Raw genomic sequence first — 20,626 nt, 5'->3', positions numbered from 1 at the left:
GCTTGCCCGCACCGCACCTCCCTGCGGTTGTGCCGACGCGAAGAGGCCGCCGGCACCCAGCGCGCCGGCGGCCTTTTTCGGCCAGTCGCGATGACCCGTCTGGCTCAGCCGTCCTCTTCGGCGGCGAGCAGGACGAGGTCGCTCAGGGTGAAGCGGTCGAAGTCGCGCAGCTCGCCCGGCGCGAGGATGGAAGCATCCGAATGGCGGGCCAGCGTCCACAGGGCCTCGGCGACGATGCGGCTGCCCACCGGCCCGAGATGCTTCCCGGCCGGCCCGGCGGGATCGCCCGCCTCGGCGAGGATGTAGAACCAGAGCGGCGTCGCCTCGCAGAACGGCAAAGCGGCAACGCGCTGGGCTTCCGGCAGAGCGGCGAGCAGCGTGTCGTCCCGGAGCGGCTTCAGGCCGAGATGCTGCGCCACCGCCTGTCCGCTGGGCAGACCGAGGCGGTAGCCGCGCGACAGGTGCCGGAGCGCTGCCGCCTCCACCGTATCCGGCGCGCCGGCAAGGGTGGTGTCGAGCCGCCGCGCCCGCTGCGGCGCCTCCGCCTCCAGCGGCAGAAAGCCTTCCCAGGCGATGACGAGGTTCGCCGGCAGGCCGTCCGGGCCCGAGCCGGAGGGGCCGAGGGCGGCGCGGGTTGACAGGGCCGCGGCTTCCGTATCCCTCAGGTGGCGGTTGAAGTCGTAGCTCGGCCGGGCGAGGCTGGGGGCAATGGCGAAGGCCGCCGCCCAGAATTCCACGGGGATGAAGATGTCCCCCGGCCTGTCCTGCCGCCACAGAAGCGGCCCCTCGCTCATCACCGCCTCCACCACCGCCGGATCGGCGATCTTGGGCAGGAGGTCGAACAGCACCATCCATTGATAGCGCTGGCGCAGCGCCCGGCGCGCCGCCTCGAAGGAGCGGCCGGTGGCGACCAATGCGTTGTGCGCCTTGAGGAAGGCGACGTGGAGCTGGCTGAGCGGCAGGCTGCGGTCGTTGCGCGCGTCGCTCATGCGCGGCACGCGATCACGGGCCGGGTCGAGGGCGCGGGGGTGGCGCGGCAGGTCGTTGCGCGGGCTCTTCTTCGGCGGCAGCGCCGGCTCGCCCAGCGGATTGCGCCACACCTCCCCCAGCAGCATCCGCCGCACGGCGGCGGGATCGCGCGGCGCGTCATAGACCGATTCGAGGTCGAGGCAGCCGGAGCGGCGGTTGAACAAGGAAGAGAAGGTGCCGATGGGGGCACAGCCCGTCGCCCCGGCCTCTTCCACCGGCCGACGCTCCCACACGAGATCGTTGAGCACGAACTCCACGAGGAAGGCATAGGCGGCGGGAATGTCGGCATCGCCTTCGCCGCGGCGACGGGGCGGGCGCCCGTCCGGCGCCTCGGCGCAGGCTGCCATGGCGGTGGCGAGGCGGGCGAGGTCCTTCAGCGTCCGCGGTCCCTCGCCGATGCCGCGCGAGGGCGTCGCGAGGGCAGGAAACATGCGACCGAAGCCATGGTCGCTCGGCCGCGCACCCGCCTCGATGGCGAGGCTCCGGACGCGCGCGCTGATCGCCTCCCGGGTCGAGGGGCGCTGCTCGTCGCTTCCGGTGGTCATCTCAAGGGGCCTTTCGACACGCATTCTCAGGGCACGCTCCTCTGATGCCCCCGCCCCGGGGCTCCCCCTTACGTCAGCATTCCAACGGTTCGGGAAGCATCATCCGAATGGGGGATGACCGACCTTGGGACGTCTTGCAGCCTGAGGTGGTTGTGCAATGCTGCGCTCACGATCTCCGTGGGCCGCCCTTCGGCAGCGGCAGTCACCAAGGCACGCAGACACAGTCGCCGTCCGGTCCTCGCGGGGTGGGCCATGGCGGCCCATCGGATCATGGCGACGCGATCGCCGGCCCGGCCGGAGATATCGCCTCGCGAAAAATGGGACGGACATGGGCGAACTCGATCACTACTCCCGCCTCGTCGGGGACGTTTACGAGCTTTCCGGCGATCCCCGTCAGTGGGGCATCCTCCTGGAGGGCGTCACCCGCTTCATCGACGGGCGCGTCGGCCAGCTCGCGGTCTTCAGCCTCAAGCAGCAGACCAAGCCGACCTGGCGCGTGTGGGGCCACGACCACAACGATTACAAGACCTTCCTCTATCGCCATGCGACGGAAGACCCCCGCCTCTCTTACATCCTCTCCAATCCCGGCCGCGTCATCTGCGGCGAGGACGGGGTGGACCCCGACCAGTTCCGCGCCTCCGCCCTCTTCCGCGAGGTGGTGGAGCCCATGGACATCGAGCATTCGCTCGTCTCCTACTTCGCCCAGGAAGCCGACGTGATGGCCACCATCTGCGCCATGCGCGGACGGGCGCAGGGCCCGTTCGGGCAGACCGAGCGGCAGAAGCTCGGCCTCGTGGTGCCGCACCTGCGGCGTGCGTTCGAGCTTTACGCGCTGCTCGACGAGGCGAAGGCGAAGGTGGGCGACATCGCCGCCGCCCTCGACATCGTGGATGCCGGCATCTTCCTCGTGGATGCGGAGATGCACGTCGCCCACGTCAACCGCGCCGGCGAGACCATGGTGAAGTCCGGCGACATTGCCGTGCGGCAGGGGCGGCTCGCCTTCCGCGACGACCGCGCCTCGCGGCAGGTGGCCGCCGCCGTGGCGCTGGCGCTGGCCGCCGCGCGGGGCGAGGCGAACATCACCCATGCCGAGCACATGGAAGTGGCGCGCGCCGGCGAGGATGCCGGCCCCTTCCGGGTGTCGCTGCACCCGCTGCCCGCAGGCGAGGGCAGCCCGCGCCTCGCCACCCGCTCGCAGATCGCGGTGGTGGTGCGTCAGCCCGGGCGCGGCGGCGCCGATGTGGCGCGGCGCATCCAGACCACCTTCAAGCTCACGCCCTCCGAGGCGGCGCTGGCGGCGGCGCTGGCGGTGGGGGCCTCCCTCGCCGACTTCGCCCAGCAGCGCAACGTGGCGCTCTCCACCGCGCGCAGCCAGCTGAAGGCGCTCTACGAAAAGACCGGCACCAACCGGCAGGGCGAGCTCGTCGCACGGCTGCGCGAGAGCCTCGATCTGTCGCTGGTCTGACGCTTCATCGCGCGTTCATGTCGCGTGAACATCATACGGCCGCGCCCGAGATGGCGCGGCCGCTCACGCTTGAGGGGTTGCAACGGGCGTCCGCCGGCAGGGGCCGGGGATGCGGCAGGATGCGGGGGAAAGAATGTTGGGGCGCAAGGGTCTGATCCTCGGGGCGGGGGTCATCGTGTTTCTCGGGCTGGCCGCCCTCACCGACGTCATCATGTCGCGCAATGAGGCGCCGGCTGAGCCGGGCAAGGCGCAGGCGCTCGACCAGGGCTGGTCGAAAGAGCTGCGCGAGAAATTCTATTTCACCTCCCAGGGCTCACAGCTGATGCCCTACGCCATGCTGCGGGCGCTGGAGCAGCCGCTGTCCGACAAGCCGTTCCTCGATCCCGCCCACGTGGCGGAAATGGGCTTCCTGCCCGCGGACGGCCCCTCTGCGCTCAATCCGGATGGCCTGCCCATCGGCTTCGTGAAGGACCCGCGCCCCGCTACGGGCGCGCTCGGCCCCATGGTGGGGCTCACCTGCGCCGCCTGCCACACCGCCGACATCGAGGCGAAGAACGGCACGCTGATCCGCATCGACGGGGGCGCCTCGCAGGGCGACTACCAGCTTTTGATGGCGCGCCTCAGCAAGGCGCTCGACATCACCCTCGCCGATCCCGCCAAGTTCCAGCGCTTCGCGGCGCGGCTCGTGGCCATGGACCCCAAGACCGTGCGCCCGGCGCTGGAAGCCCTCGCCACCGAGATCCGGCGCCTTGAGGCCGCCTCCTGGACTCCGGTGCCCTATGGCCGCGGACGGCTCGATGCCTTCGGCCACATCCTGAACGCGGTCGCCGCGACCGCCATCAACGAGCCGGCCAACTACCGCATACCCGATGCGCCCGTAAGTTACCCCTTCCTGTGGACCACGCCCTGGCAGCGTTACGTGCAGTGGAACGGCGTCGCCGGCAATCCGCTCGGCCGCAATCTCGGCGAGGTGCTGGGCGTGTTCGGCCATGCGGACTTCGCCAACGGCAACCTCGCCGCCGCCAGCTCCACCGCGCTGGGTGAAAACCTCGTCGCGCTCGAAGCCTGGGTCTCCGGCCTGAAGCCGCCGCCGTGGCCGGAGAAGGTGCTGGGCAAGGTGGACGCCGCCAAGGCGAAGCGCGGCGCCGAACTGTTCAAGGCCAATTGCGCCGGCTGCCACGGCGGCCCGGACTATCGCCTCACCCCCGCCGCCGAGACCGAGGGCGGGCGGCAGTGGCTGGCCGTCTCCATGGTGGACGTCAACACCGTGAAGACCGACCCGAAGATGGCGATGAACTTCATCACCCGCTACGCCAAGCCCGGCGCTCTTGCCCCGCTCCTGGGCACGGCGCCGCATTCCCCGGATGGCCAGCAGGTGCTCGCCGGCTCCCTGCTGCTGGCGGCGGTGAGCACCATCACCGAGAACGACCTGCGCGCCCGCGGCATCACCGGCGATGCGCGCAAGGCCGCCTATGGCTGGCGCTTCGCCCCCGGCAGCACCACGCCGCAATCCGGCTGGCTGCTGCCGCCGAGCTACAAGGCCGGCCCGCTCGCCGGCGTGTGGGCCACGGGGCCGTTCCTGCACAACGGCTCGGTGCCTACCATCTATGACCTGCTCTCCCCCGAGGAGGAGCGCCCGGCAGTGTTCTATGTGGGCTCGAAGCGTTTCGACGCGGAGAAGCTGGGCTTCGTCTCGTCCTACGATTCGATCCCCGAGGCCGAGCGCCCGCGCCTGTCGCGCTTCGACACCAGCCTGCCCGGCAATTCCAACCGCGGCCACGCCTTCCCCACCGGGGCGAAGCTCTCCCCCGAGGATCGCTATGCCATCATCGAATATCTCAAGGTCCTGGAGGGGCCCGATGTCCGCCACTGAGGCCGCGGCGCGCGTGCGCCCCTACACGCCCTATCTCGACAAGCTCGCCGCCGTCCGTCCCGCCGAGCGCTGGCCGCTGGCGCGGGGCTGGATTTCCAGCGAGCCGCGCCCCTTCTTCGCCGAGCTGCGCGCCCACGCGCCGGTCTACGAGACCAGCGAGGTGACGCTCGTCGCCAAGCGAGCGGACGTGATCGAGATCCTGTCGGTGCCGAAGGTGTTCACCGTCGATCTCTACAAGCCCAAGATGGGCGACTTCATGCTCGCCATGGACGAGACGGTGGTGAACTACCGCGACAAGTCCGTGATGCGCGCCATCCTCGCCTGGGACGACCTGCCGAAGATCCGCGCCGCCGTGGCGGAAATCGCGGATGAGGCGCTGAACGCGGCGGGCGGCGAGATCGAGGCGGTGCAGAAGCTGGCGCGGCTCGTGCCCCTGCGCATCGTGCAGCGCTTCTTCGGCATCAAGGGGCCGGACCAGGACATGCTCGACTGGTCCTATGCCAACCAGATGGACCAGTTCAACAACCTGCCCTACGACGACCGCCCGGACGCCGATGCCATCCACCAGGCGGCGGAGGACAGCCGGGTGAAGCTGCGGGCCCTGTTCGCCGCCCTCATCCCGGCGCGCATCGCCGAGATCAAGGCCGGCACCGCGCCGGACGACAGCCTCACCCGCATCCTCAGCCTCAATCTGCCGGCGGCGGACCATTTCGGCATGGACCGGGTGGTCATCAATATCGGCGGCCTGCTCATCGGCGCCATCGAGACCACGGCGGAAGCCGTCATCAACGCCCTCGCCGAACTGTTCGCCCGCCCCGAGGCGCTGGCCGGCGCGCGGGCGGCGGCGGCCGCGGGGGACGATGCGCTGTTCGACGGCTATGTGTGGGAGGCGCTGCGCTTCTCGCCCATCGTCGCCTTCATGTTCCGCGAGGCGGCGGCGACCTACACCCTCGCCAAAGGCACGGCGCGGGAGAAGGTGCTGGGCAAGGGCACGGTGGTGCTCCCCTTGAGCCTCTCCGCCATGTTCGACCCGGACTTCGTGCCGGAGCCGGACGCCTTCAAGCCGGACCGGCCGTTCCACACCTACCTGCATTTCGGCTACGGGCACCACGAATGCCTCGGCCGCTATGTGGGCGGCACCATGATCCCGGAGATCGTGAAGCGCGTGCTGCTGCGCCCCGCCGCCCGCCCGCTGGCGCCGGTGGACATGGCCGGCACGCCGTTTCCCCAGGCCTATCGCATCGGCCTGACCTGACGGAGTAGAGTTGCGGGATGGCTCCCGTTCCCGACGTCCCTCCCGCCATCTGCCAGCCCGCGCCGGTCGCGAAACCTGCCGCGAAGCCTGCTGCCAAACCCGCCCCGGCCCCTTCGGGCAAGGCGGAGGAGGCGCGGCGGGCGGCGGTGGCGAAGTATGGCGAGACGCTGTTTTTCCGCGCCGGGGACGACCTCTTCGCCTTTCCGGTGCGCTATGCCCTCGCCCCGCCGGAGCTGGGCCTGCTCGGCTGCGTCATCCGCAGCCGGGAGACCGCCTTCGCCTTCCCCCTCTCGGACATGGCCGCCGCCATGGCGGCCCATGCCGCGACGCCCGGCGTCGCGCCCCCGCGCAAAGAAGGCGACCCGGCGCCGGATGACCCGGCCATCCGGGTCACCGCCTTCTACCTCGGCCCCCATCCCGATTTCGCCGGCATGACCAAAACCATCGCCAGCGTCCGGCGGGAGGACAAGAGGCAGGGCTTCCTCAACGATCTGGAGCGGTTTCCGGCGGCGGGGGGCGATTATCTGGTGCGCATCTCCGAGGATCGCGGCGTGCTTGCCCGCCTGCCGGCGAGCCCCGATGCCGCCGACGCCCGCGCGCAGCTCTGGTTCCAGACCCCCGTCTGGTCGGCCGCCGTGGAGGTGCCGGCGAGCGCCCTGCCCCGCTGGGACACCATCCATGCCGCCATCGACGCCTTCGTCGCCCAGCATCTGGCGAAGGGCTATTTCAAGCGCTAGAGCGCCTTGTTACCGGCGAGCCGCGCAACAAAGTTTTGATTCCCGCGCCCGTTCCCGGTAAGCCTCGCCGGCTGGAGGGCGTGCCGGAAGCCTGCAACGCAGGCGGATCGGGTCCCGCGGTCTCCGTCCCCGAGTTGGAGGGGCGTTTCATCCGGCGGACGGACTTCATCCGCCTGGGCGTGCGCTCCGGACGCGCGAACGCCATGACCCAGAGCGCCATGACCCAGAACGCGACACAGAACGACGCTCCCCTCTCCCTCGCCGACCTGCGCTCCGAGATCGACCGCATCGATGCGGCCATGCACCAGCTGCTCATGGAGCGCAGCGAGATCATCGATCGCCTCGTGCAGGTGAAGCACACGCAGGGCACCGAGGGCGGCTCCGCCTTCCGCCCCGCCCGCGAGGCGGACATGATGCGCCGGCTGGTGGAGCGCCACCGCGGCCTGCTCCCCCTCGACACGGTGGAGAGCATCTGGCGCGTCATCATCGCCACCTTCACCTATGTGCAGGCGCCCTATTCCGTGCACGCCGACCTCTCCGGCGGCGAGGCGCCCATGCGCGACAGCGCGCGCTTCCATTTCGGCTTCACCGTGCCGTTCCTGCCCCACATGGGCGCGCGGGGCGTGATCGATGCGGTGGCCGGCTCGCGCGGCGATCTCGGCCTGCTCGCCGCCGCCCCCTCTCCCTCGGCCGCCGATCCGTGGTGGACAGCGCTGGAGGCGGAAGGCGCGCCCAAGATCATCGCCCGCCTGCCCTTCGTGGAGCGCGACGACCACCCCGCCGGCCTGCCGGTGTTCGTGGTCTCCCACCCGATTGCGGACGCCGCCGTGCGCGAGGTCCGCGTCTATTCGCTGCGCGTGACGGGATGGAGCGCGGCCGCCGGCCGTGCCATACCCGCCTTCGCCGAGGTGGTGGTGGCGCCGGATGAAGCCCTCGACGGCGCCGCCTTGCTCGTGTCCCTGCCCCCCGGCCATGCCGTGGACGAGGTGACGGGCGCCCTCGCCGAGGCGGGCGCGGGCATCCGTGCCGTCGCCGAGGTGGGCAGCCACGCCGCCACCCACAAGGTGGTGCGCCCCGCCGCCCGGCCGTGAAGAAAGATTGTCTGGAGTTACCTGAGATGTCCGCCGTGCTGAACGACCCGACCCCCACCGGCCGGCCCGAGCCGAAGCCGGGCGTGCTCGCCATCGAGGCCTATGTGCCGGGCAAGAGCCACGCGCCGGGGGTGGAGAAGGTGTTCAAGCTCTCCTCCAACGAGACCCCCCTCGGCCCGAGCGAGAAGGCCCTCGCCGCCTTCGCCGAGGCCGGCCGCCGGCTGGAGGACTATCCCGACGGCTCTGCGAGCGCGCTGCGCCAGGCCATCGCCAAGGCCAACGGGCTTGATCCCGACCGCATCATCTGCGGCGCCGGCTCGGACGAGATCCTGAACCTCGTGACCCACACCTATGTGGCGGCGGGCGACGAGGTGATCTATTCGGAGCACGGCTTCCTCGTTTACAAGATCGCGACGCTGGCCGCCGGCGGTGTGCCGGTGGTGGCAAAGGAACGCGACCTCACCGCCGACGTGGACGCGATGCTCGCGCTGGTGACGCCGAAGACGCGCCTCGTCTTCCTCGCCAACCCGAACAACCCCACCGGCACCTACCTGCCGTTCGACGAGGTGAAGCGCCTGCACGCGGGCCTGCCCTCCAACGTGCTCCTCGTGCTGGACGCGGCCTATGCCGAATATGTCCGCCGCAACGATTACGAGACCGGGCTGGAGCTGGCGCTCTCCACCGAGAACGTGCTCATGACCCGCACCTTCTCCAAGATCCACGGCCTCGCCGCGCTGCGCATCGGCTGGGCGGTGGGTCCGGCCCATGTCATCGACGCCATGAACCGCATCCGCGGGCCGTTCAACATGAACACCCCGGCCCTGCTGGCGGGCGCCGCGGCCATCGCGGATGCGGCGCACGTGGAAAAGGCCGTGGCGCATAATGCGCAGTGGCTGCCGTGGCTCACCGGCAAGATCGAGGCGCTGGGGCTTCAGGTGACGCCGTCCGTCGCCAACTTCCTGCTCATCCACTTCCCGGAAGAGCCCGGCCGCACGGCGAAGGAGGCGGACGCCTTCCTCACGCGCCGGGGGCTGGTGCTGCGGCAGGTGTCGAGCTACGGCCTGCCCAATGCCCTCCGCATGACGGTGGGCACCGAGGAGGCCAACGAACTGGTGGTCGCCGCCCTCACCGAATTCATGGCCAGCGGAGCGGCGGGGACCACCAAGTGATCCAGCCCCTCGTGCCGCGCCTCGCCATCATCGGCGCGGGTCTCATCGGCTCCTCGCTGGCGCGCGCGGCGCGGGAGAAGCATCTCGCCGGCACCCTCGTCGTCGCCGATGCCGATCCCGCCGTGTGCGAGCGCGTGCGGCAACTCGGCTTCGCCGACGTGGTGACGGTGGATGCCGCAGAGGCCGCCGAAGGCTCCGACATCGTGGTCGTCGCCGTGCCGGTCGGCGCCTCCGGCAAGGTCGCCGAGGTGGTGGGACCGCGTCTGAAGCCGGGCGCCATCCTCTCGGACGTGGGATCGGTGAAGGGCTTCGTGGTGGAGGCCATGGCCCCCCATGTGCCCGCCCACGCCCATCTCATCCCCGCCCATCCGGTGGCCGGCACGGAATTCTCCGGCCCCGACGCGGGCTTCGCCACCTTGTTCGAGAACCGCTGGTGCATCGTCACCCCGCCCGAGGGCGCGGACCCCGAGGCGGTGGCGCGCATCGTCGCCTTGTGGCGGGCGGCCGGGGCGAACGTGGAGACCATGAGCGCCCAGCACCATGATCTGGTGCTCGCCATCACCAGCCATGTGCCCCACCTCATCGCCTACAACATCGTGGGCACGGCGGCGCATCTGGAGGAGACGCTGACCTCCGAGGTCATCAAGTTCTCCGCCGGCGGCTTCCGCGACTTCACCCGCATCGCCTCGTCCGACCCCACCATGTGGCGCGACGTGTTCCTGACCAACCGGGAAGCGGTGCTGGAGATGCTCGGCCGCTTCACCGAGGATCTGACCGCCCTGCAGCGGGCCATCCGCTACGGCGACGGGGACGTGCTGTTCGAGCACTTCGCCCGCACCCGCGCCATCCGCCGCTCCATCATCGAGCAGGGCCAGGAGACCGCCGCCCCCGACTTCGGCCGCCGCGCGGCGGAAAAGCCGAAGCACGAGGACAGCTGACCCTCGGGAAGAGCGCGCCGGCCAATGTGACGCACGGAATATGACGCTCGGGCAGGCCCTGTCACACCCGCGTGTCATATCCGCGTGTCATGAGGCCTGTAGGGACCGGCGTCACCATTCCGCCGAAGTCTCGCGCGACCTGAGAGGGGTTCGCCCCGACACAAGGAAGTAGATTCGGATGCTGGCGCGCCTGCTGCCCGTCGTCATGCTGCTCGCCGCGGCGCTCCTGCCCAGGGCGGCCGAGGCGCATCCCCATGTCTGGGTGACCATGAAGACCGAAGTCGTCTACGGCGCCGACGGCAAGCTCACCGCCCTCAAGCAGGCCTGGACCTTCGACGACGCCTTCACCGCCTTCGCCTTGCAGGGGCTGGAGAAGCAGAAGGACGGCTCCTATGGCGACGACGTGCTGAAGCCGCTCGCCGAGGTGAATGTCACGTCCTTGAAAGAATATGACTATTTCGTGCGAGGAAAGACCGCCACCGGCAAGCTGGCCTTCAAGGACCCGGTGGATTATTACCTCACCTACGAGAACGATCTGCTGACCCTGCACTTCACCCTGCCGCTGGCGAAGCCCATCGCGGTGAAGGGGGCGGCCACCATCGAGATCTACGACCCCACCGTCTTCGTCTCCTTCTCCTTCGCCGACAACGACCCGGTGAAGATGGTCGCGGCGCCGGCCGGCTGCACGCAGGAAGTCACCTCGCCGGAGCCGCCGCCCAGCTCGACCCTCAACGAGTCCTTCTTCGCCGGCCTCACCTCGGGCAGCACCTATGGCGCCCAGTTCGCGGACAAGATCACGGTGAAGTGCCCGTGAGTGCACCCACCGCGGCCGTCACCGGCCGGATGCGCCGGGCGGGCCTGATCGCCCTCGGCCTTGGCGCGGCGCTGCTGTTCGGGCTGCTCGTGGCGCTGGTGCTCTATCCTGATCTCGCCTTCGCGCAGGGCTTCGGCCCGCCCGGTGGCGGCGGACCGAAGGCGACGCCCTTCGGCCTCGGCGGCGGCGGCGCGCCGCCCTCGGGCATCACCGGCTTCATCCTCGCCAAGCAGTCGGAATTCTACCGCTCGCTGGTGCAGGCGGTGCGTGCTGCCAAGCAGGACGGCCACGCCACCTTCCTCCTCGCCGGCCTGTCCTTCGCCTACGGCGTCTTCCATGCCGCAGGTCCGGGGCACGGCAAGGCGGTGATCTCCTCCTATCTCCTCGCCGATGGCGGCACGCTGCGCCGGGGCGCCGTGCTGTCGCTGGCCGCCGGCATGGTGCAGGCGGTGGCGGCCATCCTCTTCGTCGGCATTCTCGCGCTGGTGCTGGGCGCCACCGCCGTCTCCATGGCGCAGGCCATGACGGTGGTGGAGGTCGCGGCCTATGGCGGCATCGGCCTGTTCGGGCTTTATCTCGCGATCGTGAAGGGCCGCGCCCTCGTTGCTGCGGCGCGGGGCGACGCGGCGCACGTCCACGCCGCCGACTGCGATTGCGGCGATAGCCACGCGCCCGATCCCATGCTGCTGGTGGGACAGGGCGGATGGAAGCGCGCCGCCGTCGCCGTGGTCTCGGCCGGGGCGCGGCCGTGCTCGGGCGCCATCCTCGTTTTGACCTTCGCTTTATCGCAGGGCGTGTTCATGAGCGGTGTCGCCGCCGCTTTCGCCATGGGCCTCGGCACCGCCGCCACCGTGACGGCCATCGCCGCCATCGCCGTCTACGGCAAGCGGCTCGCCGTGCGCATCGCCGGCCGCGACACCAAGTGGTCGGTCATGGCCCGGCTGGGGGTGGAGCTTGGCGCCGCCCTGCTGGTGATGCTGTTCGGTTTCGGCCTGCTCACCGGCTATCTGGAAAGCGAGCGCCTGCTGCCGGGCTGAATGCCGCAACGCAGCCAATTTCAGGTGCAATGCACCAAAATTCGTCACGCCCAGCTTTTCAGCAATTTCGTTGCGCCTTGAATTGGAACAACGAAATTGCCGGGTGCGACACTCCGTGCCAGCCTAAAGGCGAACGGTGCGCGTGATTTCCACGCGACGCCGTCCCCTGCCCGGCCCCGCTGGAGGCGTCGCGATGGCTCTGAAGCCTGTTTCGCTCGACGACAAATATGACCTGTCCCAGGAGCGCGTGTTCGTATCGGGCACGCAGGCTCTGGTCCGCCTCGCCTTGATGCAGAAGGAACGCGACCGGCGCGCCGGCCTCAACACGGCCGGCTACGTCACCGGCTATCGCGGCTCCCCGCTCGGCGGCCTCGACCAGCAGTTCCTGCGCGCCGAAAAGGTGCTCAAGGCCAACGACATCAAGTTCATGTCCGGCCTCAACGAGGACCTCGCCGCCACCGCGCTCTGGGGCTCCCAGCAGGCGGAGCTGCGTGGCGAGGGCAAGTATGACGGCGTGTTCGGCCTCTGGTACGGCAAGGGGCCGGGCGTCGACCGTTCCGGCGACGTGTTCCGCCACGCCAACAATGCCGGCACCTCCCGCCACGGCGGCGTGCTCGCCCTGATGGGCGACGACCACACCTGCGAAAGCTCCACCACCGCCCACCAGAGCGAATTCCACTTCGTCGACGTGATGATCCCGGTGCTGAACCCCGCCGGCGTGCAGGAGATCATCGATTACGGCCTCTATGGCTGGGCGCTGTCGCGCTTCGCCGGCACCTGGGTCGGCCTCAAGGCGGTGAAAGACACCATCGAGAGTACCGGCATCGTGGACGGGCGGCTGGACCGCGTGCGCATCGAGCCGGCGCTCGGCTTCGCCATGCCGCCCGGCGGCCTCAACATCCGCCTCGGCGACACGCCGATCGCGCAGGAGGAGCGGCTTCAGGAGTTCAAGCGCGACGCCGTGCTGCACTTCCTGCGGGCCAATCGCCTCAACCGCTTCATCACCTCCGGCGGCGCCCGTCCGCGCATCGGCATCGCCACCGTGGGCAAGTCCTACCTCGACGTGCGCCTCGCGCTGGACGAACTCGGCATCGACGAAGTGCGCGCCAACGATCTCGGCCTGCGCATCTGGAAGGTGGCCTGCCCCTGGCCGCTGGAGACGCAGGGCCTCTACGAGTTCGCCAAGGGCCTCGACCTCATCATGGTGGTGGAGGAGAAGCGCTCCCTCATCGAGGTGCAGGTGCGCGAGGAGCTGTACGGCACCGCCAACCAGCCCGTCTGCATCGGCAAGAAGGACGAGCAGGGCCGCTGGATGTTCCCGGTGAAGGGCGCGCTCGACCCCAACGACATCGCCATCCAGCTCGGCCGCCGGCTCCTCGCCTATGGCGACATTCCGGACATCGCCGCCCGCGTCGCGGAGCTGGAGGATGCCCAGCGGGTGCTCGCCGCCACCTCGGACGTGGCGACCCGCATCCCCTATTTCTGCTCCGGCTGCCCGCACAATTCGTCCACCAAGGTGCCCGAGGGCATGCGCGCCTATGCCGGCATCGGCTGCCACTACATGGTGCAGTGGATGGACCGGGAGACCACCGGCTTCACCCAGATGGGCGGCGAGGGCGCCAACTGGATCGGCGAAGCCTCCTTCTCCAAGCGCAACCACGTGTTCCAGAATCTCGGCGACGGCACCTACAACCATTCGGGCTACCTCGCCCTTCGCGCCGCCTGCGCCGCCAAGGTGAACGTCACCTACAAGATCCTCTTCAACGATGCGGTCGCCATGACCGGCGGCCAGAAGCATGACGGCGACCTCACCGTCCCCGTCATCGCCCGGCAGGTGGCGGCGGAAGGGGTGGAGCGCGTCGTCGTCGTCACCGACGAGCCGGACAAGTACGCGGCCAACACCCTCTGGCCGGCCGGCCTCACCATCCACCACCGCGACGAGCTGGATGCGGTGCAGCGCGAGCTGGCGGCGGTGCCCGGCGTCACCGTGCTGATCTACGACCAGACCTGCGCCTCCGAGAAGCGCCGGCGCAGGAAGCGCGGCCAGTTCCCCGATCCGGACAAGCGGGTGCTCATCAATGAGCGCGTCTGCGAGGGCTGCGGCGATTGCGGGGTGAAGTCCAACTGCGTCTCCGTGCAGCCGCTGGAGACCGAATGGGGCCGCAAGCGCGAGATCGATCAGTCGTCCTGCAACAAGGACTTCTCCTGCGTGAACGGCTTTTGCCCCTCCTTCGTCACGGTGAAGGGCGCCAAGCCGAAGAAGAGCGCCGGCGCGGCGGCCGGCGCCGACAGCTGGCCCGAATTGCCGGAGCCGGCGCATCCTGAAATCCACGGCACCTATGGCGTCATCGCCACGGGCGTCGGTGGCACCGGCGTCGTCACCATCGGCGCCATCCTCGGCATGGCCGCGCATCTGGAAGGCAAGGCCTGCGGCATGATCGACATGGCCGGCCTCGCCCAGAAGGGCGGCGCCGTCTACAGCCATATCCGCCTCGCCAACGATCCCGCCGACATCACCGCCATCCGCGTGCCGGCGCGCGGGGCCGACGTGGTGCTGGGCGGTGACCTGGTGGTGGCCGGCACCAAGAAGGTGCTGGCGGCGGTGAAGCCGGGCAAGACCATCTGTGTGGTCAACACCCACGAGGTGCTGCCCGGCGACTTCACCCGCAATGCCGACTATTCCCTGCCCACCGAGCGCATCAAGCGCACCATCCGCGAGGCGGTGGGCGAGCCGCAGACCCACTTCATCGAGGCGAGCCGCCTCGCCCAGGCGCTGTTCGGCAATGCGCTGGCGCAGAACATCTTCATGGTGGGCTATGCCTACCAGTTCGGCGCTTTGCCCCTCTCGGCCGCCGCCATCGAGCGGGCCATCGAACTGAACGGGGAAGCGGTGGCCATGAACAAGGCCGCCTTCCTGTGGGGCCGCCGCGCCGCCCATGATCCGGCCGCCGTGGAGGCCATCGCCACGCCGAAGGGCACCGTCTCCAGCGATGCCCGCCGCCTCTCCCAGAGCCTCGACGAGGTGATTGCCCGCCGCGTCGCCGACCTCACGCTCTACCAGAACGCCGCTTATGCGGCCCGCTACAAGGCTCTGTTGGACAAGGTGCGCGCGGCGGAAGGCGCGAAGGCGCCCGGCCGTGGCGGTCTCGCCGAGGCGGTGGCGAAGAATCTCTACAAGCTCATGGCCTACAAGGACGAGTACGAGGTCGCCCGGCTCTATGCCGACGGCGCCTTCCGCGCCCAGGCGGACGCGGCCTTCGACGGCGATCTGAGGTTCGAATTTCACCTCGCCCCGCCGCTCCTCGCCCGCCGCAACGAGACGACGGGGGAGCCGCGCAAGATCACCCTCGGGCCGTGGATGATGAAGGGTTTTGGCTTGCTGGCGAAGCTCAAGGGCCTGCGCGGCACCGCCTTCGACGTCTTCGGCTACACGGACGAGCGCAAGACCGAGCGGGCGCTGATCGCGGACTATGAGCGCACGGTGGGTGAACTGCTGGCGAAGCTCGATCCCGCCAACCACGCCATCGCGGTGGCCATCGCCTCGATCCCGGAGAAGATCCGCGGCTTCGGCCACGTGAAGCTGCGGCACCTGGAAGCCGCCAAGGCCGAGGAGAAGGACCTCCTCGCCCGCTTCCGCAACCCGCCGGCTCCCACCGCCGTGGCGGCGGAGTAGGTCTCGGAGAAATCCCTTCTCCCCTCGCGGGAGAAGGTGGATCGCGGCGCAAGCCGCGAGACGGATGAGGGGGCCGCTCCGCTTGCCCCCGACGCCGGCGAGTTCGCTTGCCCCCGACGCCGGCGAGGCGGAGACTACGCTCCCCCTTACCCCCGACCCCTCTCCCGCCCGAACTCGGCAGCAGCCGAGTTCGGTTCGTGGAGATCGAAGTCGGCAAAAGCCGACTTCGAGGGGAGAGGGAGGAGAACTCTCAGTTCCCGCCCAGGATGGCCTTCAGCTCAGCGCGGAACTCACCCTCGATGTCGGGGCGGGACAGCGCGTAGGCGACGTTGGCCATGAGGAAGCCGATCTTCGAGCCGCAGTCATAGACGTGGCCGTCGAACTGCACCGAATAGAACGCCTCGGTTTCCTTCAGCTTCAGCATGGAATCGGTGAGCTGGATCTCGTTGCCGGCGCCGCGCTCCTGCTTGGCCAGCAGGTCGAAGATGCCCGGCTGGAGGATGTAGCGGCCGGAAATGGCGAGGTTGCTCGGCGCCGTGCCGGCCTTGGGCTTCTCGACCATCTGGGTGATGGCCTTGGCGCCCTTGCCCGCCTCGGCGCCGGTGCCGACGATGCCGTATTGGTGGGTCTGGTCGTCCGGCACCTCGTACACCGAAACCACGTTGCCGCCGGTCTCGTTGTAGGCCTCGACCATGGAGGCGAGGCAGCCGTGGCCATTTTTCGGCATGTGGAGCATGTCGGGCAGCAGCAGCGCGAACGGCTCGTCGCCGATGATGTCGCGCGCGCACCACACCGCGTGGCCGAGGCCGAGGGGCAGCTGCTGGCGGGTGAAGGAGGTGGTGCCGGCCTTGGGCGTGTCGCGGTCGAGCTGCTCCAGCTCCTTGACCTTGCCACGCTCCTGCAGGGTGCGCTCCAACTCGAACTGGCGGTCGAAATGGTCCTCGATCACCGCCTTGTTGCGGCCGGTGACGAAGACGATGTGCTCGATGCCGGCGGCGCGGGCTTCGTCCACCACGTGCTGCACGACGGGCCGGTCCACCACCGTCAGCATCTCCTTCGGCACCGCCTTGGTCGCCGGCAGGAAGCGCGTGCCGAGGCCCGCGACGGGTAGGATCGCCTTGCGAATGGGTCTACGCATCTTGAGTAATGCCCCTCCTGAATACCCACGCCCGTCGTCTAGCACAGCTTGGCGCGGACGGCGCCCTTCGCGGCACGCCGCCGCCTAGAAACCTTTCCTGCCCCTATGGCAGCCGAGTGGCAACGGCAGAGATCGCGGCCGTGTTCCCCAACTTCGGTTAATGCCGCCCCAACGGCATACCGGCCGTTGAAACTTGCCATCCATTAACCGCGACGCAACCATATTGCCGCCCAGTAGGAGCCTCAGACGATCATCCCGGCGCCCTCGCGGCAGGCCGGAAAGGGAAGGCTTTCAAGATGGCATCGACGACGCGCGAAAGGACCACATTCGGAAGCGGCGTGGCCGTGACGCTCGCGCTGTTCGCCGGCCTCGTCAGTCCCGCCGCCGGACAGGCCCAGACCACCGGCTCCATCTTCGGCTTCCCGCCGGCCCAGCAGACCCCTCCGGCCGGCGCCGGCCATCCGCTGATGACGCCGCAGGCCCTCGCCCAGGCCGAGGCGAACTTTCCCCAGTGCATCGCCAATCTGTGGCCGCTGGCGCAGGCCAAGGGCGTCTCAAGGCGCACGTTCGACAAGTACACGGCTTCGCTGCAACCGCAGATGAAGATCATGGACTTCATGGACAGCCAGCCGGAATTTTCCAAGCCCATCGGCGCCTATGTGAACATGCTCGTCACCGAGTGGCGGGTGAAGAAGGGCCGGGAGGTGCTGGAGCGCTACAAGCCCATCTTCGACCGCGCGGAGAAGGCCTACGGGGTCGACCGCTACGCCGTGACCGCCATCTGGGGCATCGAATCCACCTATGGCGACCCGAACGGCATCGGCTCGCGCAACGTGCTGGAATCCACGGCCACCCTCGCCTGCATCGGCCGGCGGCAGGACTATTTCCGCGACGAATTCATCGCCACCCTGCAGATCCTGGAAAAGGGCGACGTGCCCTACGACCACCTGAAGGGGTCGTGGGCGGGCGCGTTCGGCCCCACCCAGTTCATGCCGACCTCGTTCCAGCGCTTTGCCGTGGACTTCGACGGCGACGGCAAGCGCAACGTGGTGGATTCCATCCCCGACATCATCGCCTCCACCGCCAACAACCTGAAGCTCGATGGCTGGGAGTTCGGCAAGGCGTGGGGCTATGAGGTGGCGCTGCCGCAGGGCTTCGACTACCGCCTCGCCAGCCGCAGCACCAAGAAGACGCTGGGGGAATGGAACGCGCTCGGCGTGCGCCGGGCCAACGGCGTCGCCTTCCCGCGGCCCACGGACACCGCCTATCTGCTGCTGCCGGGCGGCGCCAACGGCCCCGCCTTCCTGATGATGAAGAATTTCGACGCCATCCTGAAGTACAACCCGGCGGACGCCTACGCCCTCGCCATCGGCCATCTCGCCGACCGGCTGCGTGGCGGCGGTGCCTTCGTCCAGTCCTGGCCGAAGGAAGAGCGCGGCCTCTCCAAGGCCGAGCGGCAGGAAATCCAGGGCCGCCTCGCCCAGATGGGCTACGACATCGGCAACGTGGACGGCATCCTCGGCCAGAAGAGCCGCGTCGCCATCCAGGACTTCCAAGTCCGCGCCGGCCTGCTGCCGGACGGCTATCCCGACCTCGCCCTGCTCCAGCAGATGCGCCGCTGAGGGGCGGGCGCGCCCCTCGCGCCCCGGACGCATGCGGCGACAGCGGAATGCGAGCCGGGGCCCAGCGCAAGAGTTGGCCGAAGGCGCTTCCGAACCCTACAGCCTTCAGGCTGCCCGCTGCGCGGGAGCCTCGCGCTGGCCCCCGGATCAGCGCTCCGGCTGCGCCGTCGCTTGCCGTCGCTTGTCCCGGGAACGGTCTCACACCAGCCCTTCCACCGCCTCCGTCAGCCGCTCCAGATCCTCCGGGCGGGACAGGCGGTGGTCGCCGTCCTTGATGAGGGAGAACACCACGTCGTCCTCGGCAAGGCAGCTCACGAGGCGCATGGCGTGCTCCCACGGCACGTCCTCGTCCCGCGCGCCCTGAAGGATGCGCACCGGGCAGCCCACCGCGAACGGCGTGCCGAGCAGCAGATGGCGGCGCCCGTCCTCGATCAGCTCGCGGGTGATGACATAGGGATCCTCGCCATAGAGCGTCGGCTTGAGGAAGCGGCCGGAGGTCTCGATCAGCTCACGCACCGGGGGCGGGAACTTGTCCCACATCAGGGCCTCGGTGAAGTCCGGCGCCGGCGCCACCAGCACCAGCCCCTTCAGCCGCTTCTCCCCCCGCGCCGCGAGGGCGCGGGCGAGCAGCAGCGCGATCCAGCCCCCCATGGACGAGCCGATCACCACCTGCGGGCCGGAGGTGGCTTGGTCGAATACCGCCAGCGCCTCGCCGAGCCAGCGCGAGATCGTGCTCTCCTCGAACGCCCCGCCGGATGCGCCATGGCCGGAATAGTCGAACCGCACGTTCGCCTGCCCCCGCCCCTGCGCCCAGCGGGCGAGGTGCTCGGCCTTGGTGCCGGTCATGTCCGACTTGAAGCCGCCGAGCCAGAACAGGCCGGGCGCCGCGCCGGGAATGGCGCGGATGGCGATGGCGCGGCCGTCCACGTCGAGGGTGGAGGCGGTTTCGCCGGGGATGGTCTCGGTCATGGCGTCAGCTCAGGCGAAGGTGGCGAAATAGCGCGCGATGATGCGGGAATAGATGCGCGTCAGCACTTCGAGGTCGGCGATGGGCGTCGCCTCGTCCACTTTGTGCATGGTCTGGCCGACGAGGCCGAACTCCACCACCGGGCAGATGTCCTTGATGAAGCGCGCGTCCGAGGTGCCACCCGAGGTGGAGGCCTCCGGCCGCCGCCCGGTCTCGGCCTCCACCGCATCGGCCACCAGCTCCACGAACGGGCCGGGCGCGGTGAGGAAGCTCTGGCTGGCCCCGGGCTGGAATTCGAGATCATAGGTGAGGCCGGCACCGTCGATCCGGCGGATGATCTCGGACTTCAGCGTCTCCAGCGAATAGAGGTCGTTGAAGCGCACGTTGAAGCGAGCGGTGGCCTCGGCCGGGATCAGGTTGAACACCGGATTGCCCACGTCGATGGAGACCACCTCCAGGTTCGACGGCGGGAAGAAATCCGAGCCGTGGTCGAGGGGGGCGGACGTCAGCTCGCCCACCAGCTTCAGCAGGCGGGGAATGGGATTGTCGGCGAGGTGCGGATAGGCCACGTGCCCCTGCACGCCCTTCACCGTGAGGATGCCGGACAGGCTGCCACGCCGGCCCACCTTGAAGGCATCGCCCATGGCCTGCGGGTTGGTGGGCTCGCCGAGGACGCAGTGGTCGATGACCTCGCCCTTCTCCTTCAGCCACTCCACCACCTTCACGGTGCCATCGAGGGCCGGGCCTTCCTCGTCGCCGGTGATGAGGAAGGAGAGGCTACCCGTCTCCGGCCGCCCATGGGCCAGCGCAGCGGCGAGGAAGGCGGCCACCGCGCCCTTCATGTCCACCGCGCCGCGGCCGAAGAGCTTGCCGTCCTCCACGGTGCCGGCGAAGGGGCCGTGCAGCCAGTGGGCGGGATCGCCCTCGGGCACCACGTCCACATGGCCGGCGAAGCACAGATTGGGGGCGCCGGTGCCGATGCGGGCGTAGATGTTGGGAATGGGGATGCCGCCGCTGTCGAAGGTCAGGCGCTCGACATGGTATCCGAAGGCCTCCAGACGGCGGGCGACGATTTCCAGCGCGCCGCCCGAATCGGGGGTCACGGACGGCGCCCGGATCAGTTCGGTCGCCAGCGTCAGCGCATCGGGGACATTTGCCCGAAGCTCGGGCTTGACGGAAGCATCGGCGGTCATCAGGAAAGCCCTTCGCTACCGGGGGATGTCGAGATAGCGGCAAAGGCGCTGGTCTTTCCAGCGGTTTTGTCGTGGTTTGG

Annotated in this window: 15 protein-coding genes; 11 read left to right on the top strand and 4 right to left on the bottom strand. The window is 69.5% G+C overall.

Going from position 1 to position 20,626, the window contains the following annotated elements; genetic code table 11:
• Nucleotides 1–104: 104 nt before the first annotated feature.
• The gene (locus FHT36_RS22110) at nt 105–1,574 is read right to left on the bottom strand and encodes a hypothetical protein (RefSeq protein WP_169124628.1); all 1,470 of its coding nucleotides are present in this window, start codon (nt 1,572–1,574) and stop codon (nt 105–107) included.
• A gap of 328 nt (nt 1,575–1,902) precedes the next feature.
• On the opposite strand from FHT36_RS22110, the gene FHT36_RS22105 reads away from it, so the two are divergent.
• The 10 genes from FHT36_RS22105 (at nt 1,903) to FHT36_RS22060 (ending at nt 15,626) form a co-directional block, all read left to right on the top strand.
• Nucleotides 1,903–3,039, top strand: a complete 1,137-nt coding sequence (locus FHT36_RS22105) for a helix-turn-helix transcriptional regulator (RefSeq protein WP_169124627.1) — start codon at nt 1,903–1,905, stop codon at nt 3,037–3,039.
• Between the two features lie 133 nt (nt 3,040–3,172).
• On the top strand, nt 3,173–4,912 hold the full coding sequence (locus FHT36_RS22100; RefSeq protein ID WP_169124626.1) for a di-heme-cytochrome C peroxidase: 1,740 nt from the start codon (nt 3,173–3,175) through the stop codon (nt 4,910–4,912).
• The gene (locus tag FHT36_RS22095; protein WP_169124625.1) at nt 4,899–6,167 is read left to right on the top strand and encodes a cytochrome P450; all 1,269 of its coding nucleotides are present in this window, start codon (nt 4,899–4,901) and stop codon (nt 6,165–6,167) included. Before FHT36_RS22100 ends, FHT36_RS22095 begins: the two co-directional genes overlap by 14 nt.
• Nucleotides 6,168–6,184: 17 nt before the next feature.
• A complete protein-coding gene (locus tag FHT36_RS22090) occupies nt 6,185–6,904 on the top strand; it encodes a hypothetical protein (protein WP_169124624.1) in 720 nt (239 codons plus the stop codon).
• A gap of 203 nt (nt 6,905–7,107) precedes the next feature.
• On the top strand, nt 7,108–7,995 hold the full coding sequence (locus FHT36_RS22085) for a chorismate mutase (RefSeq protein WP_246702381.1): 888 nt from the start codon (nt 7,108–7,110) through the stop codon (nt 7,993–7,995).
• A gap of 26 nt (nt 7,996–8,021) precedes the next feature.
• A complete protein-coding gene (gene hisC / locus FHT36_RS22080; RefSeq protein ID WP_169124623.1) occupies nt 8,022–9,164 on the top strand; it encodes a histidinol-phosphate transaminase in 1,143 nt (380 codons plus the stop codon).
• Nucleotides 9,161–10,102, top strand: a complete 942-nt coding sequence (locus tag FHT36_RS22075) for a prephenate/arogenate dehydrogenase family protein (protein WP_169124622.1) — start codon at nt 9,161–9,163, stop codon at nt 10,100–10,102. The genes hisC and FHT36_RS22075 overlap by 4 nt, the downstream gene beginning before the upstream one ends.
• A gap of 178 nt (nt 10,103–10,280) precedes the next feature.
• Nucleotides 10,281–10,916: a DUF1007 family protein gene (locus FHT36_RS22070; RefSeq protein WP_169124621.1), complete on the top strand. Its 636-nt coding sequence runs from the start codon at nt 10,281–10,283 to the stop codon at nt 10,914–10,916.
• Entirely contained in the window at nt 10,913–11,953 is a 1,041-nt protein-coding gene (locus FHT36_RS22065) for a nickel/cobalt transporter (protein ID WP_348644545.1), read from the top strand. Before FHT36_RS22070 ends, FHT36_RS22065 begins: the two co-directional genes overlap by 4 nt.
• A gap of 193 nt (nt 11,954–12,146) precedes the next feature.
• Nucleotides 12,147–15,626, top strand: a complete 3,480-nt coding sequence (locus tag FHT36_RS22060) for an indolepyruvate ferredoxin oxidoreductase family protein (RefSeq protein WP_169124620.1) — start codon at nt 12,147–12,149, stop codon at nt 15,624–15,626.
• A gap of 250 nt (nt 15,627–15,876) precedes the next feature.
• Here FHT36_RS22060 and galU read toward each other — a convergent pair whose 3' ends face one another.
• Nucleotides 15,877–16,764, bottom strand: coding sequence for a UTP--glucose-1-phosphate uridylyltransferase GalU (gene galU / locus FHT36_RS22055; RefSeq protein WP_169124619.1), 888 nt, complete (start codon nt 16,762–16,764; stop codon nt 15,877–15,879).
• 338 nt (nt 16,765–17,102) lie between these two features.
• On the opposite strand from galU, the gene FHT36_RS22050 reads away from it, so the two are divergent.
• Complete coding sequence (locus FHT36_RS22050) at nt 17,103–18,386, top strand: lytic murein transglycosylase (protein WP_281809671.1); 1,284 nt, start codon at nt 17,103–17,105, stop codon at nt 18,384–18,386.
• 198 nt (nt 18,387–18,584) lie between these two features.
• On the opposite strand, the gene FHT36_RS22045 is transcribed toward FHT36_RS22050, so the two are convergent.
• A complete protein-coding gene (locus FHT36_RS22045; RefSeq protein WP_169124617.1) occupies nt 18,585–19,355 on the bottom strand; it encodes a carboxylesterase in 771 nt (256 codons plus the stop codon).
• A gap of 9 nt (nt 19,356–19,364) precedes the next feature.
• A complete protein-coding gene (gene dapE, locus FHT36_RS22040; RefSeq protein ID WP_169124616.1) occupies nt 19,365–20,546 on the bottom strand; it encodes a succinyl-diaminopimelate desuccinylase in 1,182 nt (393 codons plus the stop codon).
• Nucleotides 20,547–20,626: the final 80 nt, after the last annotated feature.

Origin of the sequence: Xanthobacter sp. SG618 (assembly GCF_012932745.1) — a bacterium.
GTDB lineage: Bacteria > Pseudomonadota > Alphaproteobacteria > Rhizobiales > Xanthobacteraceae > Xanthobacter > Xanthobacter flavus.
This window is presented reverse-complemented; position numbering and strand designations above follow the sequence as displayed.

Excerpts from the sequence above, each read along its gene's own strand:
- FHT36_RS22110 (WP_169124628.1), bottom strand. The coding sequence starts at position 1,574 with ATGACCACCGGAAGCGACGAGCAGCGCCCCTCGACCCGGGAGGCGATC.
- FHT36_RS22105 (WP_169124627.1), top strand. The coding sequence starts at position 1,903 with ATGGGCGAACTCGATCACTACTCCCGCCTCGTCGGGGACGTTTACGAG.
- FHT36_RS22100 (WP_169124626.1), top strand. The coding sequence starts at position 3,173 with ATGTTGGGGCGCAAGGGTCTGATCCTCGGGGCGGGGGTCATCGTGTTT.
- FHT36_RS22095 (WP_169124625.1), top strand. The coding sequence starts at position 4,899 with ATGTCCGCCACTGAGGCCGCGGCGCGCGTGCGCCCCTACACGCCCTAT.
- FHT36_RS22090 (WP_169124624.1), top strand. The coding sequence starts at position 6,185 with ATGGCTCCCGTTCCCGACGTCCCTCCCGCCATCTGCCAGCCCGCGCCG.
- FHT36_RS22085 (WP_246702381.1), top strand. The coding sequence starts at position 7,108 with ATGACCCAGAGCGCCATGACCCAGAACGCGACACAGAACGACGCTCCC.
- hisC (WP_169124623.1), top strand. The coding sequence starts at position 8,022 with ATGTCCGCCGTGCTGAACGACCCGACCCCCACCGGCCGGCCCGAGCCG.
- FHT36_RS22070 (WP_169124621.1), top strand. The coding sequence starts at position 10,281 with ATGCTGGCGCGCCTGCTGCCCGTCGTCATGCTGCTCGCCGCGGCGCTC.
- FHT36_RS22060 (WP_169124620.1), top strand. The coding sequence starts at position 12,147 with ATGGCTCTGAAGCCTGTTTCGCTCGACGACAAATATGACCTGTCCCAG.
- galU (WP_169124619.1), bottom strand. The coding sequence starts at position 16,764 with ATGCGTAGACCCATTCGCAAGGCGATCCTACCCGTCGCGGGCCTCGGC.
- FHT36_RS22045 (WP_169124617.1), bottom strand. The coding sequence starts at position 19,355 with ATGACCGAGACCATCCCCGGCGAAACCGCCTCCACCCTCGACGTGGAC.
- dapE (WP_169124616.1), bottom strand. The coding sequence starts at position 20,546 with ATGACCGCCGATGCTTCCGTCAAGCCCGAGCTTCGGGCAAATGTCCCC.